The organism is Luteimonas yindakuii (genome assembly GCF_004803715.2).
Classification (GTDB): domain Bacteria; phylum Pseudomonadota; class Gammaproteobacteria; order Xanthomonadales; family Xanthomonadaceae; genus Luteimonas; species Luteimonas yindakuii.
The window spans coordinates 2,200,248-2,223,196 of the sequence record NZ_CP039383.2; the positions used below are offsets into that span (position 1 = coordinate 2,200,248).

19 protein-coding genes and 1 tRNA gene are annotated in these 22,949 nt (G+C 68.4%); 8 read left to right on the forward strand and 12 right to left on the reverse strand.

From position 1 onward, the window contains the following. The first annotated feature begins 26 nt into the window (after positions 1 to 26). The 7 genes from ppk1 (at position 27) to dxs (ending at position 10,357) form a co-directional block, all read left to right on the forward strand. The gene (ppk1, locus tag E5843_RS10155) at positions 27 to 2,102 is read left to right on the forward strand and encodes a polyphosphate kinase 1 (RefSeq protein ID WP_134674683.1); all 2,076 of its coding nucleotides are present in this window, start codon (positions 27 to 29) and stop codon (positions 2,100 to 2,102) included. A 115-nt stretch (positions 2,103 to 2,217) separates the two neighbouring features. Next, a complete protein-coding gene (gene ppx, locus E5843_RS10160; protein ID WP_136412573.1) occupies positions 2,218 to 3,765 on the forward strand; it encodes an exopolyphosphatase in 1,548 nt (515 codons plus the stop codon). 55 nt (positions 3,766 to 3,820) lie between these two features. Further along, positions 3,821 to 4,291 (forward strand): LEA/WHy family protein, encoded by a 471-nt coding sequence (locus E5843_RS10165; protein WP_141065969.1) that lies wholly within the window; start codon positions 3,821 to 3,823, stop codon positions 4,289 to 4,291. 43 nt (positions 4,292 to 4,334) lie between these two features. Further along, positions 4,335 to 6,119, forward strand: a complete 1,785-nt coding sequence (locus E5843_RS10170) for an acyl-CoA dehydrogenase C-terminal domain-containing protein (RefSeq protein ID WP_141065970.1) — start codon at positions 4,335 to 4,337, stop codon at positions 6,117 to 6,119. A gap of 128 nt (positions 6,120 to 6,247) precedes the next feature. Further along, complete coding sequence (locus E5843_RS10175; RefSeq protein WP_425480744.1) at positions 6,248 to 6,889, forward strand: HNH endonuclease; 642 nt, start codon at positions 6,248 to 6,250, stop codon at positions 6,887 to 6,889. Between the two features lie 300 nt (positions 6,890 to 7,189). After that, a complete protein-coding gene (locus tag E5843_RS14160; protein ID WP_136412575.1) occupies positions 7,190 to 8,383 on the forward strand; it encodes a hypothetical protein in 1,194 nt (397 codons plus the stop codon). 63 nt (positions 8,384 to 8,446) lie between these two features. Further along, the gene (gene dxs, locus E5843_RS10190; RefSeq protein WP_134673851.1) at positions 8,447 to 10,357 is read left to right on the forward strand and encodes a 1-deoxy-D-xylulose-5-phosphate synthase; all 1,911 of its coding nucleotides are present in this window, start codon (positions 8,447 to 8,449) and stop codon (positions 10,355 to 10,357) included. Between the two features lie 126 nt (positions 10,358 to 10,483). On the opposite strand, the gene E5843_RS10195 is transcribed toward dxs, so the two are convergent. The 12 genes from E5843_RS10195 to E5843_RS10250 all read right to left on the reverse strand — a co-directional run bounded on the left by E5843_RS10195 (position 10,484) and on the right by E5843_RS10250 (position 21,667). Next, complete coding sequence (locus E5843_RS10195; protein ID WP_134673852.1) at positions 10,484 to 10,849, reverse strand: hypothetical protein; 366 nt, start codon at positions 10,847 to 10,849, stop codon at positions 10,484 to 10,486. Positions 10,850 to 10,937: 88 nt separating this feature from the next. After that, the gene (locus E5843_RS10200) at positions 10,938 to 11,960 is read right to left on the reverse strand and encodes a TraB/GumN family protein (RefSeq protein ID WP_166815980.1); all 1,023 of its coding nucleotides are present in this window, start codon (positions 11,958 to 11,960) and stop codon (positions 10,938 to 10,940) included. A gap of 230 nt (positions 11,961 to 12,190) precedes the next feature. Then, positions 12,191 to 12,267, reverse strand: a tRNA-Pro gene (locus E5843_RS10205). Positions 12,268 to 12,356: 89 nt separating this feature from the next. Further along, positions 12,357 to 12,713, reverse strand: a complete 357-nt coding sequence (locus tag E5843_RS10210) for a MerR family transcriptional regulator (protein WP_134673854.1) — start codon at positions 12,711 to 12,713, stop codon at positions 12,357 to 12,359. After that, positions 12,706 to 13,005 carry an integration host factor subunit alpha gene (locus E5843_RS10215; RefSeq protein ID WP_058835239.1) on the reverse strand — a complete coding sequence of 100 codons (300 nt, stop codon included), beginning with the start codon at positions 13,003 to 13,005 and terminating at the stop codon, positions 12,706 to 12,708. Before E5843_RS10215 ends, E5843_RS10210 begins: the two co-directional genes overlap by 8 nt. 12 nt (positions 13,006 to 13,017) lie before the next feature. After that, entirely contained in the window at positions 13,018 to 15,390 is a 2,373-nt protein-coding gene (gene pheT / locus E5843_RS10220) for a phenylalanine--tRNA ligase subunit beta (RefSeq protein ID WP_136412577.1), read from the reverse strand. 123 nt (positions 15,391 to 15,513) lie between these two features. Continuing rightward, positions 15,514 to 16,524: a phenylalanine--tRNA ligase subunit alpha gene (pheS, locus tag E5843_RS10225; RefSeq protein ID WP_141065971.1), complete on the reverse strand. Its 1,011-nt coding sequence runs from the start codon at positions 16,522 to 16,524 to the stop codon at positions 15,514 to 15,516. 126 nt (positions 16,525 to 16,650) lie between these two features. Continuing rightward, positions 16,651 to 17,010 carry a 50S ribosomal protein L20 gene (gene rplT, locus E5843_RS10230; RefSeq protein ID WP_134673857.1) on the reverse strand — a complete coding sequence of 120 codons (360 nt, stop codon included), beginning with the start codon at positions 17,008 to 17,010 and terminating at the stop codon, positions 16,651 to 16,653. A 13-nt stretch (positions 17,011 to 17,023) separates the two neighbouring features. Then, positions 17,024 to 17,227, reverse strand: coding sequence for a 50S ribosomal protein L35 (gene rpmI / locus E5843_RS10235; RefSeq protein ID WP_100322122.1), 204 nt, complete (start codon positions 17,225 to 17,227; stop codon positions 17,024 to 17,026). A 278-nt stretch (positions 17,228 to 17,505) separates the two neighbouring features. Further along, positions 17,506 to 18,027 carry a translation initiation factor IF-3 gene (gene infC, locus E5843_RS10240; protein ID WP_134673858.1) on the reverse strand — a complete coding sequence of 174 codons (522 nt, stop codon included), beginning with the start codon at positions 18,025 to 18,027 and terminating at the stop codon, positions 17,506 to 17,508. Positions 18,028 to 18,169: 142 nt separating this feature from the next. After that, on the reverse strand, positions 18,170 to 20,074 hold the full coding sequence (gene thrS, locus E5843_RS10245; protein ID WP_136412578.1) for a threonine--tRNA ligase: 1,905 nt from the start codon (positions 20,072 to 20,074) through the stop codon (positions 18,170 to 18,172). 279 nt (positions 20,075 to 20,353) lie between these two features. Beyond that, complete coding sequence (locus tag E5843_RS10250) at positions 20,354 to 21,667, reverse strand: MFS transporter (protein WP_134673860.1); 1,314 nt, start codon at positions 21,665 to 21,667, stop codon at positions 20,354 to 20,356. 178 nt (positions 21,668 to 21,845) lie between these two features. Here E5843_RS10250 and cyoA point away from each other — a divergent pair, with 178 nt between their 5' ends. Continuing rightward, positions 21,846 to 22,907: a ubiquinol oxidase subunit II gene (cyoA, locus tag E5843_RS10255; RefSeq protein ID WP_134673861.1), complete on the forward strand. Its 1,062-nt coding sequence runs from the start codon at positions 21,846 to 21,848 to the stop codon at positions 22,905 to 22,907. Positions 22,908 to 22,949 lie beyond the last annotated feature (42 nt).

The following is a 22,949-nucleotide window of genomic DNA, read 5'->3' on the forward strand; positions in this document are numbered from 1 at the left end:
GCATCGTGCGCGGACAACCGCTGGCGATGTCCGAAGGCGTGACCGCCGACGATCCGCTGGCCGACCCGTCGCTGTACTTCAACCGCGAACTGTCGCAGCTCGACTTCAATTTCCGCGTGCTGGCGCAGGCCCAGGACGAGTCGATCCCGCTGCTGGAGCGGCTGCGCTTCCTGTGCATCTCCTGCACCAACCTCGACGAATTCTTCGAGATCCGTGCCGCCACGGTGCGTCATGCACAGGACTACTCGGTGCAGACCGCGCCCGACGGGCTCGCACCGGCGACGGTGCTGCGCCGCATCCACGACCGCGCCGCTGAGCTGGTGACGGCGCAGTACGCGTGCTGGAACGACGTGCTGCGTCCGGCGCTCGGCGAGGCCGGCGTGCGCATCTTCGGCCGCGACAAATGGAATGCGCGGCAGAAGCGCTGGCTGCGGGCGTACTTCCGCAACGAGATCATGCCGGTGCTGTCGCCCCTCGGGCTGGATCCGGCGCACCCGTTCCCGAAGATCCTCAACAAGTCGCTCAACGTGGTGGTCGTGCTCAAGGGCAAGGACGCGTTCGGGCGCAGTGGCCACCTCGCCATCGTGCGCGCGCCACGCTCGCTGCCGCGCATCATCCAGTTACCGGAACGCGTGTCGGGCGGCGAATCGGACTTCGTGTTCCTGTCGGCGGTGCTGTCGGAATTCGTCGACGAACTGTTCCCGGGCATGGAGGTCAAGGGCGCGTACCAGTTCCGCGTCACCCGCAATTCCGAACTGCTGGTCGACGAGCAGGAAGTGGAGAACCTGGCGCTGGCGCTGCGCGACGAACTCGCCGGTCGCGGCTACCTGCGTGCGATGCGGCTGGAGATCGCCGGCAACTGCCCCAAGCCGATCGTTGCCACGCTACTGAAGAACTTCGACCTGCCCGACAACGCGGTGTACCGCATCGACGGCCCGGTCAACCTCAACCGCGTGATCCAGGTCTACGACCTGGTGCAGCGCCCCGAGCTCAAGTACCCGCCGTTCCAGCCGCGCCAGCTGCGTGGCATCGACGAGATCTTCCAGCGCGTCGACGACGGCGACATCCTGCTGCACCACCCGTTCGATGCGTTCACACCGGTGCTGGAGCTGATCAAGCAGGCCGCCGAAGACCCCAACGTGCTGGCGATCAAGCAGACGCTCTACCGCACCGGCAAGGACTCGGCCATCGTCGAGCACCTGGTGCAGGCCGCGCGCAACGGCAAGGACGTCACCGTGGTGGTGGAACTGCGCGCGCGCTTCGACGAGGACGCCAACCTCGGCGTCGCCGACCGCCTGCAGGAAGCCGGCGTGCAGGTGGTCTACGGCGTGGTGGGCTACAAGACCCACGCCAAGATGCTGCTCATCGTGCGCCGCGAGGGCCGCAAGCTGCGCCGCTACGTGCACCTGGGCACCGGCAACTACCATTCCGGCACCGCGCGTGGCTATACCGACCTCGGCCTGATCACCGCCGACCCGGCGATCGGTTCCGACGTCCACCAGATCTTCCAGCAGCTGTCGGGACTTGCACCGGCCATCCAGCTGCAGCATCTGCTGCAGTCGCCGTTCACCCTGCACCGGGGCGTCATCGAACGCATCGACCGCGAGGCCGACAACGCACGCGCCGGCCGGCCGGCGCGCATCGTGGCGAAGATGAATGCCATCAACGAGCCCGGCGTGATCCGCGCGCTCTACCGTGCCTCGCAGGCGGGGGTGCGCGTCGACCTGTTCGTGCGTGGCGCGTGCACGCTGCGCCCCGGCGTGGAGGGCGTGTCCGACAACATCCGCGTGATCTCCGTGGTCGGCCGCTTCCTCGAGCACCACCGCGTGTACTGGTTCGCCAACAACGGCAAACCGGAACTCTTCGGTGCTAGCGCGGACTGGCTGGAGCGCAACCTGCTGCATCGGGTGGAGACGTGCTTCCCGTTCCTCGATCCCGCGATCGCAGCGCGCGTGCGCGAGGAAGTCATCGACAACTACCTCGCCGACAACACCCAGGCCTGGGAACTGCAGGCCGACGGCTGCTACCGCCGGCTCGAACCCGATGACGACGCGATGCCGCATTCGGCGCAGGCATGGCTGCTGGCACGCATCAACGGCTGATCCACGCATGCATGCAGCGCGCGCTGCATGCATCGACGCCGGAAGCATTGGCCGGCCTGGCGTGGTGCGCGGGTTACACTGCGCGCCCCGCGGCATCGCAACTGCGCACAGCACGATGAGCCCAGCCCAGACGCTCGCCCTGGCGGAAACGCTGACACCGCCATTGGCCGACGGCGACATGCTTGCCGCAATTGACCTCGGCTCCAACAGCTACCACATGGTGGTTGCGCGTTACACGATGGGCCAGCTGCGCATCGTCGACCGCCTGCGCGAAACGGTGCGCATGGGCGAAGGCCTCGACGGCAAGGGCGGCCTGCGCGCGGACGTGCGCCAGCGCGCGCTGGAATGCCTGTCGCGATTCGGCCAGCGCATCCGCGACATCCCGCCCACCCGCGTGCGCGCGCTGGCCACCAACGCGGTGCGCCGGCTCTCGGCCCCGCACGCGTTCCTCGCGCCGGCCGAAGCCGCGTTGGGCCACGCGATCGAAGTGGTTTCCGGCCGCGAGGAAGCGCGCCTGATCTACCTCGGCGTCGCCCACGCGCAACCGCCGAAGCCCGGGCACCGGCGCCTGGTGATCGACATCGGCGGCGGCTCGACGGAGTTCATCATCGGCGAGGGCTTCGAGACCATCGAGCGCGAAAGCCTGCAGGTGGGCTGCATCTCGAGCACCCAGCGCTTCTTCCCGAACGGCCGACTGTCGCGACGCCGCTGGCGCGACGCGTTGACCGAGATCGAGGCGGAATTCCAGCAGTTCGCCAATGCCTACCGCGCACTGGGCTGGCACGAGGTGCTGGGCGCCTCCGGCACCAACAAGGCGATCGGCGAACTCTGCGCTGCGATGAAGCTGACCAAGGGCGCCGTACTCGCCGAAGCGCTGCCGCCGCTGCGCGACCGCCTGCTGCAGGCCTCGCATATCGACCAGATCGACCTCCCCGGCCTGTCCGACGACCGCCGGCCGATCATCGCCGGCGGGCTGCTGGTGCTGGAGGCCGCGTTCAACAGCCTGGGCCTCGGGCGCATGGCGGTGAGCAAGGCGGCGATGCGCGAAGGCGTGCTCTACGACATGCTCGGCCGCGGCGGCGATGACGATCCGCGCGAATTCTCGATCCGCAACATCATGCAGCGCTACGGCATCGACACCGGCCAGGCTCTGCGCGTGGAGCGCACCGCGGTGCAACTGTTCGACCAGGTCGCGCGCGACTGGCGCTTGTCCGGCGACGACCTGCTGATGCTGGCCTGGGCGGCGCGCCTGCACGAACTGGGGCTCACCATCGCGCACAGCGGCTATCACCTGCACGGCGCCTATGTCATCGAACATTCCGACATCGCGGGTTTTTCGCGCCAGGAGCAGCAGTTCCTCGCAGCGATGGTGCGCAGCCACCGGCGCAAGATCCCGCGCTCGGCGTTCGACGCCCTGCCCGACCGCCTGCTGGCCGCCGCACGCAGGTTGAGCCTGCTGTTGCGGGTGTCGGTGTTGCTGCACCGTGGCCACGAGAAGCAGACCATGCCGCGGCTGGAAGCGGTGGCCGCCGGCGACACGCTCACCCTCGTCCTCGACCGTGAATGGCTGGAGTCGCGCCCGCTGCTGCGTGCCGATCTGGATGGCGAGGAAGGCGATCTCCACGCACTCGGGCTGCGCCTGCAGGTGTCCACCGCCGACTAACCGGGCACGTCGCGGTGCTTGCTACCATCGGGCCCGGTGTTCCGTGGAGTCCGGCATGAAGCGTCTGCTCGTCCTGTCCGTCTGCCTGCTGTTCCTCATCGCCTGCGGTGGCGGCCAGGTGCGCCGCATCTCCGAACCCACTGCCAGCATCCAGCAGCTCACCGTGGCCGAGGATGGCGACTGGTCCGTCGTGCTGCGCCTGCAGAACTACAGCAGCATCCCAATGCGCTTCGACGGCCTGCGCCTCGACCTCGCCATCGGCGACACCGCTGCCGGCACGCTGGAGGCGGCGCCCGCGTTGCAGATCGGCGGCGAAAGCGTCGACATCACCACACTTGCGCTCGTTCCTTCGGTGCAGGCGCGCCTGCTGATTGCCGACGCGCTGGCCTCAGGGCGCGGTGTGTCCTACGTGCTCGAAGGCACGATCACCGCTGCGCCGGCGGACCGCGGTGGCGCACGTGAGTACCGCATCCGCCGCCCCGGTTCCCTCGGCCCCGCCCCCGGGTTGCCGGGCGTGTTGCGCTGACACCCCGGTTCTGCCCTACCGCACCCTTCCCGACGAGTCCCTCATGAGCCAATACCAGCCGCCGCTGTCCGACATCCGCTTCGCCCTGTACGACGTGCTCGGCGCCGAGCCCCTGCTCGCACGCCTGGGCTTCGCCGACGCCACCCGCGACATCGTCGACGCGGTGCTCGAGGAAGGCGCGCGGTTCACCGCCACCGTGCTCGCCCCGCTCAACCGGGTTGGCGACGAGATCGGCTGCAGCTACGACAAGGCCACCGGCGAGGTCGGCACGCCGCCGGGTTTCCGCGAGGCCTACAACCAGTACGTCGAGGGCGGCTGGCCCGCGCTGACCGCCGATCCGGCCTATGGCGGACAGGGCCTGCCGCACCTGCTGGGCGTACCGGTCAAGGAGATGATCGACGCCGCCAATCTCGCCTGGGGCAACTTCCCGCTGCTCTCCCACGGCGCCACCGAAGCCCTGCTGCACCACGGCGAGGACTGGCAGCGCGAGGCCTTCCTCAAGCCGCTGGTCGACGGACGCTGGACCGGCACGATGTGCCTGACCGAAGCCCATTGCGGCACCGACCTCGGGCTCATCCGCACGCGGGCGGTGCCGCGCGCTGACGGCAGCCATGCCATCAGCGGCACCAAGATCTTCATCACCGCTGGCGAGCACGACATGACCGAAAACATCGTGCATCTCGTGCTGGCCAAGCTGCCGGATGCGCCGGCGGGCAGCCGCGGCATCTCGCTGTTCGTGGTGCCGAAGATGCGGGTGTCGCGCGACGGCACCATGGGTGAGCGCAACGCGGTGCGCTGCGGCGCCATCGAGCACAAGATGGGCATCCATGGATCGGCCACCTGCGTCATCAATTTCGATGAAGCGGAGGGGTATCTGGTCGGCGAGCCCAACAAGGGGCTGATGGCGATGTTCACCATGATGAACACCGCGCGCCTTGCGGTCGGCCTGCAGGGGTTGGGCCTGTCGGACCGCGCGCTGCAGAACGCACAGCGCTATGCGCGCGAGCGCCTGCAGTCGCGTGCACCGGGCGGCGCACGACATCCGGAGAAGCCCGCCGATCCGATCGTGGTGCATCCCGACGTCCGACGCATGCTGCTGACCTGCCGCGCACTGGTCGAGGGCGGCCGCGTGCTCGGCTACCACGCCGCGTCGCTGGTCGACATCATCGGCAACGCCGCCGACGAGGCCGAGCGCCGCGATGCCGATGCGCTGCTCGGCTTCCTGACCCCGATCGTCAAGGCCTGCCTGACCGAGTGGGGCGTGGAATGCACCTATCACGCGCTGCAATGCTTCGGCGGCCATGGCTACATCCGCGAACACGGCATGGAACAGCTGGCCCGCGACGCGCGCATCACCACCCTCTACGAGGGCACCACCGGCATCCAGGCGCTGGACCTGGTGGGACGCAAGCTGCTGCAGCTGCAGGGCGAAGGGCTGCGCGTGTTCCTCGGCATGATCGAGTCGTTCTGCAACGAGCACGCCGCCAATCCGGCGCTGGACGCGTTCATTCCGCCGCTGCGCCAGCACGCACGGGACTGGGCGACGTTGAGCCGTGAGCTCGCCACGCGCGCGCAGGCCAACCCGGACGAGATCGGCGCGGCCAGCGTCGACTACCTGTTCTATTCGGGATATGTGGCGCTCGCCTACTGGTGGGCACGCAGCGTGGCCGCGGCGGAGGCCTCCACCCGGCCCGAGGACTTCAAGGCCGCCAAGCGCGAGACCGCGCGCTTCTACTACTCGCGGATCCTGCCGCGCACGCTGGCCCACCGCGCTGCGATCGAGGCCGGTGCCGAGACACTGATGGCCCTGCCGGACGAGGCGTTCTGACCTCCCCGTCGCCCGCACCCTGCCGTCCGGGGTGCCGGCGCCGCGTCGGCCCGCACGGACATATCCAATCCGTCATCCATCGGGTATAAGCTGTTTTTCCGATGAGGGACGACAGAGCACCGCTCCGTTTGATCCGCCCCGGCCAACGGCTGGAGTCGTCCGCGTCACCTTCCGATCTGCGCACCACGCCGTCCATCGCGCGGCTTGACCGGGTGCGTCTGCTGTCACTCGACGCGCATGGCCGCGTGCTCGACTGGATGAGCTGGCAGGACGCGACCTGCCTGTACGCGCGCGACGCGGTCGCCTGGACGCTCGGCGACCCCTGCCTGCAGGTGCATGGCGGCACCAACCGCCGCAGCGGCGAGCGCAGCATGCTCGAGCTGCACCCGATCATCGCCGCACGCGGCCATGCACGCACCAAGGCGCTCGACCCCACGCCGACGCTGACCAATGCCGCGCTGTTCGCGCGCGACCAGCACCTGTGCCTGTACTGCGGACAGGGCTTCACGCGCCCCGTCCTCACCCGCGACCACGTCAAGCCGCTTTCGCAGGGTGGGCGCGATGTCTGGGAGAACGTGGTCAGCGCCTGCTTCCCCTGCAATTCGCGCAAGGGTGGCCGCACGCCCGCGCAGGCCGGCATGCCATTGATCGCGGTGCCCTATCGGCCGAGCTGGATCGAACACCTGATCCTGTCGAACCGCAACATCCTCGCCGACCAGATGGCGTTCCTGCGCAACCACCTGCCACGAAAGCACGCCCGCGACAGCTGACAGCGCTGGCGAGGATGCCCGGCCGCCCGCCAAAGGCGGGCGTTCGTCGGGCCGCCAGCTCCCCCGGACGCTCGCAATCGCCCCCCCCTCACCCTCGCCGACCAGATGGCGTTCCTGCGCAACCACCTGCCGCGCAAGCACGCGCGCGACAACTGACAGCGCGCCGGGCGAGGATGCCGGTCCGCCGATGCCAGTTGTTCCGATGCGTCGCGGCGGGCTGGCGACGTGCAGGCAGAACCCTGGGCGGAACACGGCCCCGCTCGCGCTACACTCGCCGTCACCTGATTACGGCATCGACCCATGGCATTGACTGTTGGCCTCACCAGCATGGACAAGGCGACCGAAACCGCGTTGCGCGCGGCATTCGACGCCGCCAACAGCGAGCTGCAGGGACGCTTCCAACTGGTCGACGAGACCGCGGCCGATTACGTCGTGATCGACATGGACAGCATGTATGGCCCGATGGGCTGGCTGCGCCTGCACGCCGCGGGCAAGCAGGTCATCGGGCTGACCTCGGCACCGCGCACGCAGGCGGATTTCCGCCTCGGGCGGCCGTTCGACACGGTGGCGATGATCGGCATGTTGCGCGATGTCGCCACGCATGGCGGCGTGGACCTTGCCGCGCTGGCCGAATCTGTCCCACCCACGCGTGCCGGCACCGCGTCCGCGCCCGTGCCGCAGGTGTCGAACGTGGACGGGATCGGGACGCCAGCAGCCACCACCTCCGGGGCGGTCGACGCGCCATCGCCGCCTGCACCGCTGCCGCCGCCTGCGCCCATCCCCGCTCCGGCCCGCGCGACCGAGGCGGTGCCCGAACCGGTCACGCCCGAGGCCGTACCTGCGCCCGCGATGCCGGCAACGGCCGTCGTCGCCGAGCCCGAGTCCGCAGTGGGCAGCGTGGCCGCACGCCTGCAGCCCGCCGTGGAGGCGGCCAGCCATCGCAGCCTGTTCGAATGGCTCCTGGCCGACGGGCTGCGCGGCCGCGTACGCCTGCAGCGCGAAGGCAGTCCGGCGCTGTGGCTGGACATCGACGAACGTGTCTACGTTGGCCCGGCGCAACTGAAGCCGCTGGACGCCTGCTTCGCGGCGCAGCTGGAGCGCGAGGACTTCGAGGCGGTCGACCAGGCCGCGTGGAGCGCCGGCACCGCCGGCAGCGAAGCGCGGCCACTGTCGCGGCTCACCTGGTACGGCGGGCTGCTGGCCGGCAACGGCAGCCTGATCGCGGGCTTCGATCCCGCGGCACGCTACCAGCTGCTGAAATGGCCGCAGACCGAGCGCGAGTTCCCCCGCCACTTCCGCATCGCCACCGCCATGATGAAGGGCCCGGCAACACTTGCGGAGATCGCCGAGGGCAGCGGCACGCCGCTGTCGGAGGTGGTCGATTTCGTGAACGCCAACCTCGCTACCGGCTTCGCCGAACCGTGGGTGGAGCCACAGCCGGAAACGGCACCGCCGCCGCGCCAGGGCCTGTTCAGCCGCTTTATCCGCAAGTAGTCCGCACGGCACCGCGCGCCGCGCTTCCTTGCCCCTCACAGCAGGGGGGAGGACAATGTTGCGATGACTGATCCAACGCGCTTCCCGCGCCTGTCCCGCATCGATTCCCCAGCCGACCTGCGTCGTTTCGACGAGGCCGAACTGCCTGCCATCGCCGATGAACTGCGCGCCTACCTGATCGAGTCGGTGGGCCGCAGCGGTGGCCACTTCGGCGCCGGCCTGGGCGTGATCGAGCTGACCACGGCGCTGCACTACCTCTACGACACGCCGCACGACCGCATCGTCTGGGACGTCGGCCACCAGTGCTATCCGCACAAGATCCTGACCGGCCGTCGCGACAACATCCACACCGTCAAGCAGAGGGATGGCGTGGCGCCGTTCCCCAAGCGCGACGAGTCAGAGTACGACACCTTCGGCGTCGGACATTCCAGCACCTCGATCTCGGCCGCGCTGGGCATGGCGATCGCCAATGCGCGCGCCGGCAACGACCGTCGCGTGGTCGCGGTGATCGGCGACGGCGCGATGACCGCCGGCATGGCCTACGAGGCACTCAACCACGCCGGCGGCATGGAGCCCGAACCCGACCTGCTGGTGATCCTCAACGACAACCGGATGTCGATCTCGGAGAACGTCGGCGGCCTCACCCGCATGCTCGGCCGGCTGACCAGCAACAAGGCGCTCAACACCCTGCGCGAGGGCGGCAAGAAGCTGCTCGGCGACAAGAACAGCCCGCCGGCGAAGTTCGTGCGCCGTTGGGAGGAACACTGGAAGGGCATGTTCGTGCCGTCCACGCTGTTCGAGGAAATGGGCTTCCACTACACCGGGCCGATCGACGGCAACGATGTCGAACAACTGGTCGCGGCGCTGAAGACGCTCAAGGGCCTCAAGGGGCCACAGCTGCTGCACGTCATCACCACAAAGGGCAAGGGTTACGAGCTCGCCGAGGGCGACCAGATCGGCTACCACGCGGTGTCGCCGTTCGACCCCAGCAAGGGCCTGGTGGCCAAGGGCGGCGCGTCGAAGCCGACCTATACCGAGGTGTTCTCCGACTGGCTGTGCGATGCCGCAGCGACGGAGCCGAAGCTCATGGGTATCACGCCGGCGATGCGCGAAGGCTCCGGTCTGGTGCGTTTCAGCCGCGAGTATCCCGAGCGCTACTTCGACGTCGCCATCGCCGAGCAGCACGCGGTGACGCTTGCGGCCGGCATGGCGGTGGAAGGCGCGAAGCCGGTCGTGGCGATCTACTCCACCTTCCTGCAGCGCGGCTACGACCAGCTGGTGCACGATGTCGCCCTGCAGGAGCTCGACGTGCTGTTCGCGATCGACCGCGGTGGCGTGGTCGGTCCCGATGGCGCCACCCATGCCGGCAACCTCGACCTCAGCTTCCTGCGTTGTGTGCCGCACATGGTGGTGATGGCGCCGGCCGACGAACGCGAATGCCGGCAGATGCTGACGACCGGCCTGCGCCACCAAGGGCCGGCCGCGGTGCGCTATCCGCGCGGCAGCGGCACCGGCGTGGCGGCAGGCAACGATCTCGACACGCTGCCCATCGGCAAGGCCGAGCTGCGCCAGCAGGGTGCGCGCGTCGCCCTGCTTGCGTTCGGTGCGCTGGTTCCGGCGGCCGAGGCGGTGGGCCGGGAGCTCGGGCTGACGGTAGTCAACATGCGCTTCGTGAAGCCGCTCGACCGCGAGCTGGTGCTTGCACTCGCACGCGACCACGAGGGGTTCGTGACCCTCGAGGACAACGTGGTGATGGGTGGCGCCGGTTCCGGCGTGGCGGAACTGCTCAACGCCGAAGGCGTCGTGCGGCCGGTGCTGCACCTGGGCCTGCCAGATGCGTTCCAGCACCATGCAAGCCGCGAACAGCTGCTGGCCGAAGCCGGGCTCGACGTGGACGGTATCCGGTCCGCGGTGCTTGCCCGCTGGCCCGACCTTGCCGAGCCGCAGCGCCCGGTCGCGGCCGTCGGGGCCTGAGCACCAGCCCCATGCGCCGTTGCGCGCATGGGGCATCCATCGCGGGCGCTGGTCAGTACGGTTGCCCGGTAAGCGTGCTCGTCGCGCCGCCGCCCCGCGCCGGAGCGCGAGCGGCCTCGCAGAGGCTCAGATTTTCCGCTCGCGGGTGGGGCCCGCGGTCAGGCTGGGATCGTTGCCCTCGGCGCTGCGGTTGTTCTCGCGCCCGAACTCGTCGCCCTTGGACGCCTTGCGATCGTGCACCCCCTGCGCGCCGTCCTGGTTGAGGCTGGCGGCCGCTTCCGGGCGCGGATCGGCCCGCTCCGGCGGATCGTGCTTGTAAGGCGGAGCCTTGCCCACTTCGACGTCGGCATCCTGCCCGGGCTCGCGGATGGCGCCCTCGCTCTCGCCGGACGGCGCCCGCAGCGGAGGACTGCCGTCATCCGGATCCTCCTGCGGCGGGGGCGGCACTTCTCGACCTGTCGGCATTACCATGACGGACTCCTGGAAGGACATCCCGCCATCCTCCCCGCCGCGCCGTGAAGCGGGCGCAAGTGGCGATGAGCAGCTCGGCGCGGAGCCACGTCACGCGCCCGGGCCGCAGTCAGGGTGCCTCGATCGCATAGCCCTTGGCAGCCAGCCGCTCCAGCATGCCGCCATCGCCCAGCAGGTGCTGCATCGCCAGCATGCTGAAACTGGTCGGGTGCTGTGCGAGCGCCTGTTCCACGTTGTCCAGCCACGCCTGCGCCGCGCGTTCCTGAAGGTCGTCGAGCCCGAGCCTCCGCGCCAGCGCGCTGCCGGTCAGCGCGTCCATGCACGTTCTGTAGTGGTCCTCGTACGGCAGTGCGGCCAAGGCTTCGATATCGCCCACCGCCCATGCATTCGCGCGCGCGCGCATGTTGTCGAGATCGGTCTCGATCCGCGCCATGGTGCCTTCGAAGCATTCGCGGTCGGCGAGGTCGCTGCTGTTGAGCTCTTCCAGCACCCGCCTGGGATCCTCGACCGGCAGCCGCACCGTGGTATCGGTCACCGCTACCCCCGCCGACTTCGCGGCCGCGGTCACCACCGGCCAGATCACCCCGCTCATGCGCAGACCCGACCGGCGCAGCGCGGCCTCGTACAGCTCCTGCGCGGCCAGCAACGGGCGCCGGCGCTCGACGCCACGGTCGCGGCCGATGTAACGCGCCTTGAGCACTTCCCAGCGCGCGTACAGCTCGGGCGTGACCGCTTCCCGCAACGGACGCTTGCCCGGATTGTTGCGCGCGCGCAGCAGCGCGGGCACCAGCGTCATGCCACGGAAGAATCCGATATCGGTGCCCACCGAGATCATCGGCGGGGCGATCACCGCCTGCGAACGCGCCACCACGGCCTCGACTTCGGCGGATTCCCACTCCATCCGCCGCGGCAGTGGGGAGACCGTGCCCAGGATGTAGAGCGTGTTGTCGCCCCACGATACCTTCCACATGCCCGGGCCGGGCTGCGTCCCGGAGACCACCAGCGTCTCCAGGTCGACGACACGGTCGGCGGCTGTCTCCACCGGGGTGACCGGATCGACGGCGGCGGCGGTTCCGGATGCGAGGCCCAGCATCAGCAATGCGGCGAGCGTCCCTGCGTATGCAACGGCCATGCGTGCTCCATTCATGTGGAAATCGGAGAGCGTTCGAACGCGTTCCGGCCAGCAAGTTCCGCACCGCGGTCGATATCGCGGAGCCATCGTCGATCACATGAAGCGGCCACCGTCACCTGTCGGACGGATGCATGACAGACGACACGGACGCAGTACACCCCGGAAACAGAAAAACCCCGGAATTCCGGGGTTTCTCGTTGGGCCTGCCGCGCTGCCGCGGTGGCCGGATCTGGTCGGGGTAGCCGGATTCGAACCGACGACCACTTGTCCCCCAGACAAGTGCGCTACCAGGCTGCGCTATACCCCGATGGGTTCCGCCAGGGGCGGCCCGGCATTATAGCCACTTCACCTGCGGCCGTCGCGCATCCTGATGGCGACTGATGGAACCGCCGCCGCTCAGCGCTTGAGGACCTGCAGGATGTCCTCGAGTTCGGTGCGGACCTGCCGCACCACCTGGGTGGTGAGTGAGGAGTCCTGGCGCGCGGTGTCGCCTTCCAGCCGCAGGCGCGCGCCGCCGATGGTGTAGCCCTGTTCGTAGAGCAGGCCACGGATCTGCCGCACCATCAGCACGTCGTGGCGCTGGTAATAGCGACGGTTGCCGCGACGCTTGACCGGACTCAGGCCGGGGAATTCGGTTTCCCAGTAACGCAGCACATGCGGCTTGACGTCGCACAGCTCGCTGACCTCGCCAATGGTGAAGTAGCGCTTGGCGGGGATCGGCGGGAGTTCGCGGTTGCTGCCCGGATCAAGCATGACGGCCACCATAGGCTTCCACGCGTTCCTTGAGCTTCTGCCCCGGGCGGAACGTCACCACCGTGCGCGCGGAGATCGGGATCTCCTCGCCGGTCTTGGGGTTGCGGCCGGGACGCTCGTTCTTGCGGCGCAGGTCGAAATTGCCGAAGCCGGACAGCTTCACCTGGCGCCCACCCTGCAGGGCTTCGCGCAGGGCGTCGAAAAACGCGTCGACGAATTCCTTCGCCTCGCGCTTGTTCAGGCCGACTTCCTCATAGAGGCGTTCGGCCATTTCTGCCTTGGTCAGTGCCATGCCGTGCCCCGGTCAACTGCGAATACGCGCGCCGTGCGGTGCGAGTGCGGTGGTCACGCGGGCCACCACGTCGTCCACGTCGCGGTCTGTCAGGGTGCGCGAGTTGTCCTGCAGAATCAAGCCGGTAGCAAGGCTCTTGAATCCGGTTTCGACGCCCTTCCCCTGGTAACGGTCGAACAGACGCAGGTCGGCCAGCAACGGACCGGCTGCCTCGCGGATCGCGGCCTCCAGCGTGCCCCAGGGCATGTCCTCGGCCACCAGCAGCGCAAGGTCACGGCGTACCGAGGGGAAACGCGTCAGCGCGCCGGATCGCGGGAGCGCGCGCGCGCGCAGCGGCTCGAGTTCGATCTCGAAGGCCATCACGCGATGGTCGAGGTCGAGCCGGCGCAGCAGCGCCGGATGCAACTCGCCGATCCAGCCGATGCGCGTGCCGTCGCGGTACACATCGGCCGAGCGGCCCGGGTGACCGAACGCCGCCTGCGACGGGCGGAACTCGAGGTCGGCGCGGGCGAGCAGCGCCAGACTCCCGAGATCGCCCTTCAGATCGTGGAAATCGACGTCGCGCGCCGGTGCACCCCACTGCTCGGTACGCGCCGGACCGATCGCCACGGCAGCCAGCCGCGGGGTTTCCAGTGGCGACTCGCCGGCAGCAGCGGCGTGGTAGCTGCGCCCCAGTTCGAACAGGCGCACGCGCGGCTGCTGGCGGGCCGTATTGCGTGCAAGCGCATCGACCAGGCCCGGCAGCAGCGAGGTGCGCATCACCCCCAGCTCGGCGCTGAGCGGGTTGGCCAGCGGCACCGCACCCGCCTCGAGCTGCCATGACTGCAGCAGCCCGGCGTCGACGAAGGCGTAGTTGATGGCTTCCAGCCAGTCGCGCGCGACCAGATGGCGCCGCAGGTCCGCATCGGCCAGCCGGCCCTCGCCCGGCGCGCACAGGCGGGTGGCGCCGCCGGGCAGCGTGGTCGGGACGCGGTCGTAACCGTGGATGCGCGCCACCTCCTCGATGAGGTCTTCCTCGATGGCGAGATCGAAGCGGCGCGGCGGTGGCGTGACCGTCCAGCCATCGGCGGTCTCGACCACGGCCAGGCCGAGCGCGCCGAGGATGCGCGCAACCTCGGCATCGTCGATCGACAGGCCCAGCACGCGCGCCAGGCGCTGGCGGCGCAGGTGGATCGGCTGCGGCTGCGGCAGGTGTTCGGGCAACTCCGCGGCCACCACCGGTCCGGGTGCGCCGCCGGCATGGTCGAGGATCAGCCGGGTCGCGAGCTCGATCGCCTGCGCCGGAAGTTGCGGATCCACACCACGTTCGAAGCGGTGTGACGCATCGGTGTGGAGGCCGAACCTGCGCGCGCGGCCGATGATGGCGGCCGGGGCGAAATGCGCCGACTCCAGGAACACGTTGCGGGTCGCGTCGGTCACGCGGGTATCGTGGCCACCCATCACCCCGGCCAGCGCGACCGCACGGTCCGCGTCGGTGATCACCAGGAACTGCGCATCCAGCGTGACTTCGCGCTCGTCGAGCAGGGTCAGGGTCTCGCCGGCGCGTGCGTGGCGAACGCCGACGGGGCCCTGCAGCAGGTCGCGGTCGAACGCATGCATCGGCTGGCCGAGTTCCAGCATCACGTACTGGGTGACGTCGACCAGGAAGCTCAGCGGGCGGATGCCGCTGCGACGCAGGCGCTCGGCCATCCACACCGGCGTACGCACGCCGGCGTCGACGCCTTCGATCACCCGGCCGAGATAGCGCGGCGCGTCCGCACCGGCGTCCAGCGCGACGTCCAGCCGCGCATCGCAGGTCGCGGCGACGGGCGCGATTTCGTATGGCGTCACGGTGCTGCCGCAGGCAGCGGCCACGTCGAAGGCGATGCCGCGTATGCCGAAGCAGTCCGCGCGATTGGGGGTGAGCTTGAGCTCGAACGTGGCGTCCGGCAGGCCGAGATAGTCGGCGAGCGCGGTGCCGACCGGCGCGTCTTCGGGCAGCTCGAGCAGGCCCGAGGCGTCGGAGTCGAGCCCGAGCTCCTTTGCCGAGCACAGCATCCCGTTGGACTCGACGCCACGCAGCTTCGCCGCGCTGATCGTGAGCTCGCCCACCCGCGCACCCACCATCGCCAGCGGTGCGACCAGGCCTGCACGCGCATTGGGCGCGCCACAGACGATCTGCAGCGGCGCGCCGGTGCCGGCATCGACACTGCACACCTGCAGGCGGTCGGCTTCCGGATGCTTTTCGCAGGCGACGATGCGCGCCACGACGATGCCGTCGAGGCCCTCGCCCAGCACCGTGGTGTCCTCGACCTCGAGTCCGATGGCCGTCAGGGTGGCGGCAAGCCCGTCGCGGCTGGCGTCGGTCTGCACGTGCTGGCGGAGCCAGTTCTCGGAAAATTTCATGGATTGAAATCCGTGACTCGTGATTGGTGATTCGTGATTCGAAACAGCACCAGCACGCGACTGGAACTCGCGACGGCAACCCGCCTCTGCGAATCACCAGTCACGAATCACCAGTCACTGCCCTCAGGCGAACTGCCTGAGGAACCGGGTGTCGTTGTCGAAGAACGCGCGCAGGTCGTCGACGCCGTAACGCAGCATGGCGAAGCGCTCCACGCCCATGCCAAACGCGAAGCCGGTGTAACGCTCCGGATCGATGCCGACATTGCGCAGCACGTTGGGGTGCACCATGCCGCAGCCCAGCACTTCCAGCCAGCGCGTGCTGCCGTCGGCCTGCTGCCAGGCGATGTCCACCTCCGCCGACGGCTCGGTGAACGGGAAATAGCTGGGGCGGAAACGCATCTCGAAATCGCGTTCGAAGAACGCGCGCACGAACTCCGACAGCGTGCCCTTGAGGTCGGCGAAGCTCGCGTGCTCGTCCACCAGCAGGCCCTCGCACTGGTGGAACATCGGCGTATGGGTCTGGTCGGAGTCGGAGCGGTACACCTTGCCCAGCGCGATCATCCGCAGCGGCGGCTTCTGCTCGACCATGTAGCGCACCTGCACGCCCGAGGTGTGCGTGCGCAGCAGGCGCGGGACGCCACTGCCATCAGGGGACATGTAGAAGGTGTCGTGCATGGCGCGCGCCGGATGGTGCGGCGGGAAGTTCAGCGCCTCGAAGTTGTGCCAGTCGTCCTCGATCTCCGGCCCGTCGGCGAGCTCGTAACCGAGGCGGCCGAAGATCTCTGCGATGCGTTCCATCGTGCGGCTGACCGGATGCACGCCGCCCAGGCCCGCGTCGCGGCCGGGCAAGGTGATGTCGATGGCCTCCACCGCCAGGCGCGCGTCGAGCACGGCGGCATCCAGCGAGGCCTTGCGCGTGGCCAGCGCGGCGGTGATCGCATCACGCGCGCGGTTGATGCCCGCGCCCGCGGCCTTGCGTTCCTCCGCGGGCAATGCGCCCAGCGATTTCAGCTGCGCGGTCAGGCGCCCGCTCTTGCCAAGCAGCGCCACGCGCAGGGTTTCCAGCGCCTCGGGGGTCGCCGCCGCCTCGATGTCGGCCAGCGCCTGCGCGGAGAGGGTGTCGATGTCACTCATCGCGATGCCTCGTGGATGTTCCGGGACCGCAAAAGAACATGGGGAAGGACTTGCGCCCTTCCCCATGCGTGAACCGCCGGTACCCGGCCGGCATCACGCATTGCGCGAGCCGGTGGGACGGTTGTGTTACGCCGCCAGAGCGCCCTTCGCCTTCTCGGCCAGCGCCGCGAAGCCGGCCGCGTCGTGCACGGCGATATCCGCCAGCACCTTGCGGTCGAGGGTGATGCCGGCCTTCATCAGGCCGTTCATGAAGCGGCTGTAGCTCATGCCGTTGATGCGGGCCGCGGCGTTGATGCGCACGATCCACAGCGAACGGAAATTACGCTTCTTCTGCTTGCGGTGGATGTAGGCGTACTGCTGCGCCTTGATGACCGCCTGCTTGGCAACGCGGAACACCTTGTGGCGTGCGTTGTAGTAGCCCTTGGCGAGCTTGAGAACCTTCTTGTGACGGCGGCGCGCCTGCACGCCACGTTTGACTCGTGCCATTGTTCAGCCCTCCTCAGAGATACGGCAGCATGCGGTCCAGACGGCCTGCATCCTCGGCGCGGACGTGGTTCGTCTGCCGCAGGTTGCGCTTCCGCTTGGTCGCTTTCTTGGTGAGGATGTGGCTGCGGTTGGCATGACCCGCCTTGTACTTGCCGGAAGCGGTCTTCCGGAAGCGCTTGGCCGCCCCCCGATGGGTCTTGATCTTGATCTTGGACATTGCGAAGTCCCTTGTAGGATCTGTTTGCGACTGACACGGGCGGCGGCCGTCGAGGCCCGCGCTTTCCTTCCTGCCGATGCCGGTGGTTGAGCCATTGTCCCCTGGGGATCGTGGCCGGTCCTGAAGAACGGTAAAGCACCCGGACGAGCCGGCCGGCCATTATGCCGGGCGGGCGGTCGGCATGCAAACACGATCACTCCGTCCCCGGAGAACGGAAAAGGCGCCTTCCGGCGCCCTTTCCGTTCCGCAATCCGCGCGACTGCCGTCGCGCGCGCGGATCACTTCTTCTTGGGAGCGATCATCATCACCATCTGCCGACCTTCCAGGCGCGGACGCGATTCGATCACGATGTCCTCGCCGAGGTCGGCCTCGATGCGGGCGGCCATCTGCCGGCCCAGCTCCTGGTGGCTCATCTCACGGCCACGGAAGCGGATGTTGACCTTGATCTTGTCGCCTTCCTCGATGAAGCCGCGCATCTTCCGCAGCTTGATCTGGTAGTCGCCCTCGTCGGTGACCGGACGGAACTTCACTTCCTTGATCTCGACCTGCTTCGACTTCTTCTTGGCTTCGTTCGCGCGCTTCTGCAGGTCGAACTTGAACTTGCCGAAATCCATGACCTTGCAGACCGGCGGGTCCGCATTCGGCTGGATCTCGACGAGGTCGAGACCTTCTTCTTCGGCCATCTGCAGGGCTTCGTCCCGCGAGAGGACGCCGATCATCTCGCCGTCGGAGCCGATCACGCGCACGCGCGGGACACGGATCTCCTGGTTCCTGCGATTCTGCTTTTCCGGGGTGCTGATATTGCAATCTCCAAAGGATTTGAATGTCCGGCCCTCGACGGTGGGGCGCTACGGAAGGATCCGCACGCCCCGGCGGCTTCCTCAGCCACCGGGCCCGCGGGCGTGCCGGACCGTCCGGCGCACCCTGCGTTCAACCATCATGCTACTGCGCGCCGCCGGCGGCGAGACGTGAAGCGAAATCGGCGACCGGCATGCTGCCGAGGTCCTCTCCCGCGAGCGTCCGTACCGCGACTGCACCGTGCTCCTTCTCGCGGTCCCCCACCACGAGCAGGTACGGCACGCGCTGCAACGTGTGCTCGCGAATCTTACGGCCGATTTTCTCGTTCCGCAAATCCGCCTCGACCCGGAAGCCTTGATTGGCAAGGGTTTTCCGCACCTCTGCCACATGGTCCGCCTGGGCATCGGTGATGTTCATCACAACCGCCTGTACCGGGGCGAGCCAGGCCGGGAACTGGCCGGCGTGGTGCTCGATCAGGATGCCGATGAAACGCTCCATCGAACCGACGATGGCGCGGTGCAGCATGACCGGATGGCGACGCTGGCTGTTCTCGTCGACGTATTCGGCACCGAGGCGCTGCGGCATCATGAAATCCACCTGCATCGTGCCCAGCTGCCAGGTGCGGCCGATGGCGTCGCGGAGGTGGTACTCGATCTTCGGGCCGTAGAACGCGCCCTCGCCCGGCAGTTCCTGCCACTCCACGCCGGACGCACGCAGCGCGGAACGCAGGGCCTCTTCCGCCTTGTCCCAGGTCGCGTCGTCGCCGAGGCGCGATTCCGGGCGCAGCGCGATCTTGATCTGGATGTCCTCGAAACCGAAGTCCGCGTAGACCTTCAGCGCCTGGGCGTGGAAGTCGCGCACCTCGCCCTCCACCTGCGCCTCGGTGCAGAACACGTGGCCATCGTCCTGGGTGAAGCCGCGCACGCGCAGGATGCCGTGCAGCGCGCCCGACGGCTCGTTGCGGTGGCAGCTGCCGAACTCGCCGTAGCGGATCGGCAGGTCGCGGTAGCTGTGCAGGCCCTGGTTGAACACCTGCACATGGCCGGGGCAGTTCATGGGCTTCAGCGCATAGGTCCGCTTCTCGGACTCGGTGAAGAACATGTTTTCCTTGTAGTTGTCCCAGTGGCCGGACTTCTGCCACAGGCTCACGTCCAGGATCTGCGGACAACGCACTTCGCCGTAGCCGCTGTCGCGATACACGCGGCGCATGTACTGCTCGACCACCTGCCACAGCGCCCAGCCCCGGGGGTGCCAGAACACCAGGCCCGGCGCTTCTTCCTGCAGATGGAACAGCTGCTGCGCCTTGCCAATGCGGCGGTGGTCGCGCTTCTCGGCCTCCTCGATGCGCTGCACGTAGGCCTTGAGCTGCTTGTCGTCGGCCCACGCGGTGCCGTAGATGCGCTGCAGCTGCTCGTTGGCGGCATCGCCGCGCCAGTACGCACCGGAAATGCGCAACAGCTTGAACGCCTTCAGGAACCGCGTGTTCGGCACGTGCGGGCCGCGGCACATGTCGACGTATTCCTGGTGGTGGTACAGGCCCATCGCGGTGATGTCGCCGGGCATGTCCTCGATCAGCCGCAGCTTGTAGTCCTCGCCACGCGCGCGGAACACCTCGATCACCTCGTCGCGCGGGGTCATCTTCTTGACCACGTCGTAATCGAGCGCGATGAGCTCGCGCATGCGCTGCTCGATCGCCTCCATGTCCTCCGGCGTGAACGGGCGCTCGTTCCGGATGTCGTAGTAGAAGCCGTCGTCGATCACCGGACCGATGACCATCTTGGCGTCCGGGTACAGCTGCTTGACCGCGTGCCCGAGCAGGTGCGCGCAGGAGTGGCGGATGATCTCGACGCCCTCGGGATCCTTCGGCGTGAGGATCTGCAGGGTGGCGTCGTGTTCGATCAGGTCGCTCGCATCCACCTGGCGGCCATCGACCTTGCCGGCCACGGTGGCCTTGGCGAGACCCGGGCCGATCGACTGCGCGACCTGCATGACGGTGACGGGTGCGTCGAACTCGCGGTGGCTGCCGTCGGGGAGCGTGATGGTGATCATGGGGATGCCGGATTCGTCATTGATTGGAAGATGGAGGGTGCGAACCGCCTGCATTGCCACGCCAGGCCCCGCGCACAAAAAAGGCGCCACCAGGGCGCCGATCGGACCGGACCCCGGGTGCGCTAGCGTCGGCAGCGGGTAGTGCTCATGTCGCACGCTCGGCCGGCGTTGCCGCGGGCCACCCTCGTGTGATGTGGGGATCGGCCGGGATTCTAGCAGCGTTGCGATTCCCGGACAGCACGACGCCCGCGCGGGGCGGGCGTCTGCAGGAGGTCCGGCTCAGCTCTTGTAACTGAGCTTGCGGTTGATCGCGAGCGCCGCCGCCGTGGCCACCGCGCCGGACAGCAGGTACGCACCCAGCCATGCAAGCCCGAAGTTCGCGCACAGCCACAGCGCCACCAGCGGCGCGAACGCAGCACCGATCAGCCATGCGACATCCGAGGTCAGCGCCGCGCCGGTGTAGCGGTAGCGCCGGCCGAAGTTCGCGGTGACCGCGCCCGCGGCCTGCCCGTACGACAGGCCCAGCAGCACGAAGCCGATCAGCACGAACGCGGCCTGCCCGACCTCGCCACTGGCAAGGATGGTCGGCGCGAAGCCACTGAACATCGCGATCGCCAGCGCCAGGCCACCGAGGGTGCGTGCCCGGCCGACACGGTCGGCAATGAAGCCGGAGGCGACGATCGCACCGGCACACAGGAAGGCGCCGACGATCTGGATGACGAGGAAGCCGGGGATCGACTGCTCCGAGTACAGCAGGATCCACGACAGCGGGAAGATGGTGACGATGTGGAACAGCGCGTAGCTGCACAGCGCGGCGAACGCACCGATGAACACGTGCCGGCCCTTGGCCTGGAACAGCTCGCGCACCGGCGTGGGCTCGAGCTCGAGCTCGTCCATCTTGTTGCGGTACTCGTCGGCTACCGCAAGGCGCAGGCGGGCGAACAGCGCGACGACGTTGATCGCCAGCGCGACGAAGAACGGATAGCGCCAGCCCCAGGCCAGCAGGTCGTCCATGCTCAGGCTGGCATAGAGGAAGGCGAACACGCCGGCGGCGACGATGAAGCCCAGCGGCGCACCAAGCTGGCCGAGCATCGCGTACCAGCCGCGACGTTCCTTCGGCGCATTGAGTGCGAGCAGCGACGGCAGGCCATCCCACGAGCCGCCCAGCGCCACGCCCTGCAGCGTGCGGAAGAACGCCAGCAGCACGATGGCGAGCATGCCCAGGCTGCCGAAGGTGGGCAGGAAGGCGATGCCGGCGGTGGCGGTGCCCAGCAGGAACAGCGCGCTGGTGAGCTTCACACCCAGGCCCCAGCGCGACTGGATCTTCATGAAGAGGACGGTGCCGAACGGCCGCGCGATGAAGGCCAGCGCGAATACCGCGAACGCGGCGAGCGTGCCTTCCAGCCGGTCGAGGAACGGGAAGAAGATCGACGGGAAGATCAGCGCCGAGGCGATGCCGTAGACGAAGAAGTCGAAATATTCCGAGGCGCGGCCGATCACCACGCCGACCGCGATCTCGCCCGGGGCGATGTCGTGGCTGGCCTTGGTGCCGTGATCGTGGTCGGAAAGGGTTGCGTCGGGATGCATGGACATCGAACGTTCGACTCGCGGTATGAAGCGGGAAGTGCAGGCGAACCGGGGTGCAGTCCGGCCAGCGTTCGCAAGTTTCGCAGCCTTGGCCGCGGGACGCGATGGGACAAAACGTCCAATCGCCCGAACCGGGCGCCGGCACTAGAGTTGCCGCCATCGTGTCACCCGGCCGTAGAACCCCATGATCCGTCCCAGGTCCCTCCTGCGCTGTGTTGCCGCCCTCGGGCTGGCCGCGCTGCTTTCAGGCTGCAATTCCCTCCTGTTGCTCTCCCCTCCCGGCGACGTCGCTGCCCAGCAGGGCAACCTGATCGTCGTCGCCACGGTGTTGATGCTCATCGTCATCGTGCCGGTGATCATCCTGACCTTCGTGTTCGCGTGGCGCTACCGCGCCTCCAATCGCAAGGCCAAGTACACGCCGGACTGGGACCACTCCACCCAGCTCGAGCTGGTGATCTGGGGCGTGCCGCTGCTGATCATCATCGCGCTCGGCGCGATCACCTGGATCAGCACGCACCTGCTGGATCCGTACCGCCCGCTCGAGCGCCTGGATGCCAACCGCGCGGTGCCCGAAGGCGTCGAGCCGCTGGAAATCCAGGTGGTGGCGATGGACTGGAAGTGGCTGTTCATCTACCCGGAGTACGGCGTCGCCGTGGTCAACGAGGCCGCCGCACCGGTGGACCGCCCGATCCGCTTCAGCATCACCGCGTCCTCGGTCATGAACGCGTTCTACGTGCCGGCGCTGGCCGGCATGATCTACGGCATGCCGGGCATGGAAAGCACCCTGCACGCGGTGATGAACGAACCGGGCGACTACGCCGGGTTCTCGTCGAACTACAGCGGCGCCGGCTTCTCGCACATGCGCTTCCGCTTCCACGGCCTGGCCGATGCCGATTTCGACGGCTGGATCGCCAAGGCACGCGAGAGCGGCCAGGCGCTGTCGCGCACTGAATACCTTGCCCTGGAAAAGCCCAGCCAGCGCGAACCGGTGCGCTATTACGCCAACGTCGAGGACGGCATGTTCGACATGATCGTCAACCGCTGCGTCGACATCGACCGCCTGTGCATGGACCAGATGATGGCGCTCGACTCCGCCGGCGGCATGGGCCTGCGCGGGCTGGATGCGCTGGCGCTCCCGCTCCAGGGCGATGCCCGCAACGGTCCCTACATCTCGGCCGGCGTGTGCACGGTCGAGACCGTCGCCCCGCTGCTGTCGTCCGTCGTCGGCGGTCTGCAGGCGCCCTGACGCCTGCCCGCCGCTTCATCGATCTTCCGGAAACTCCTGATG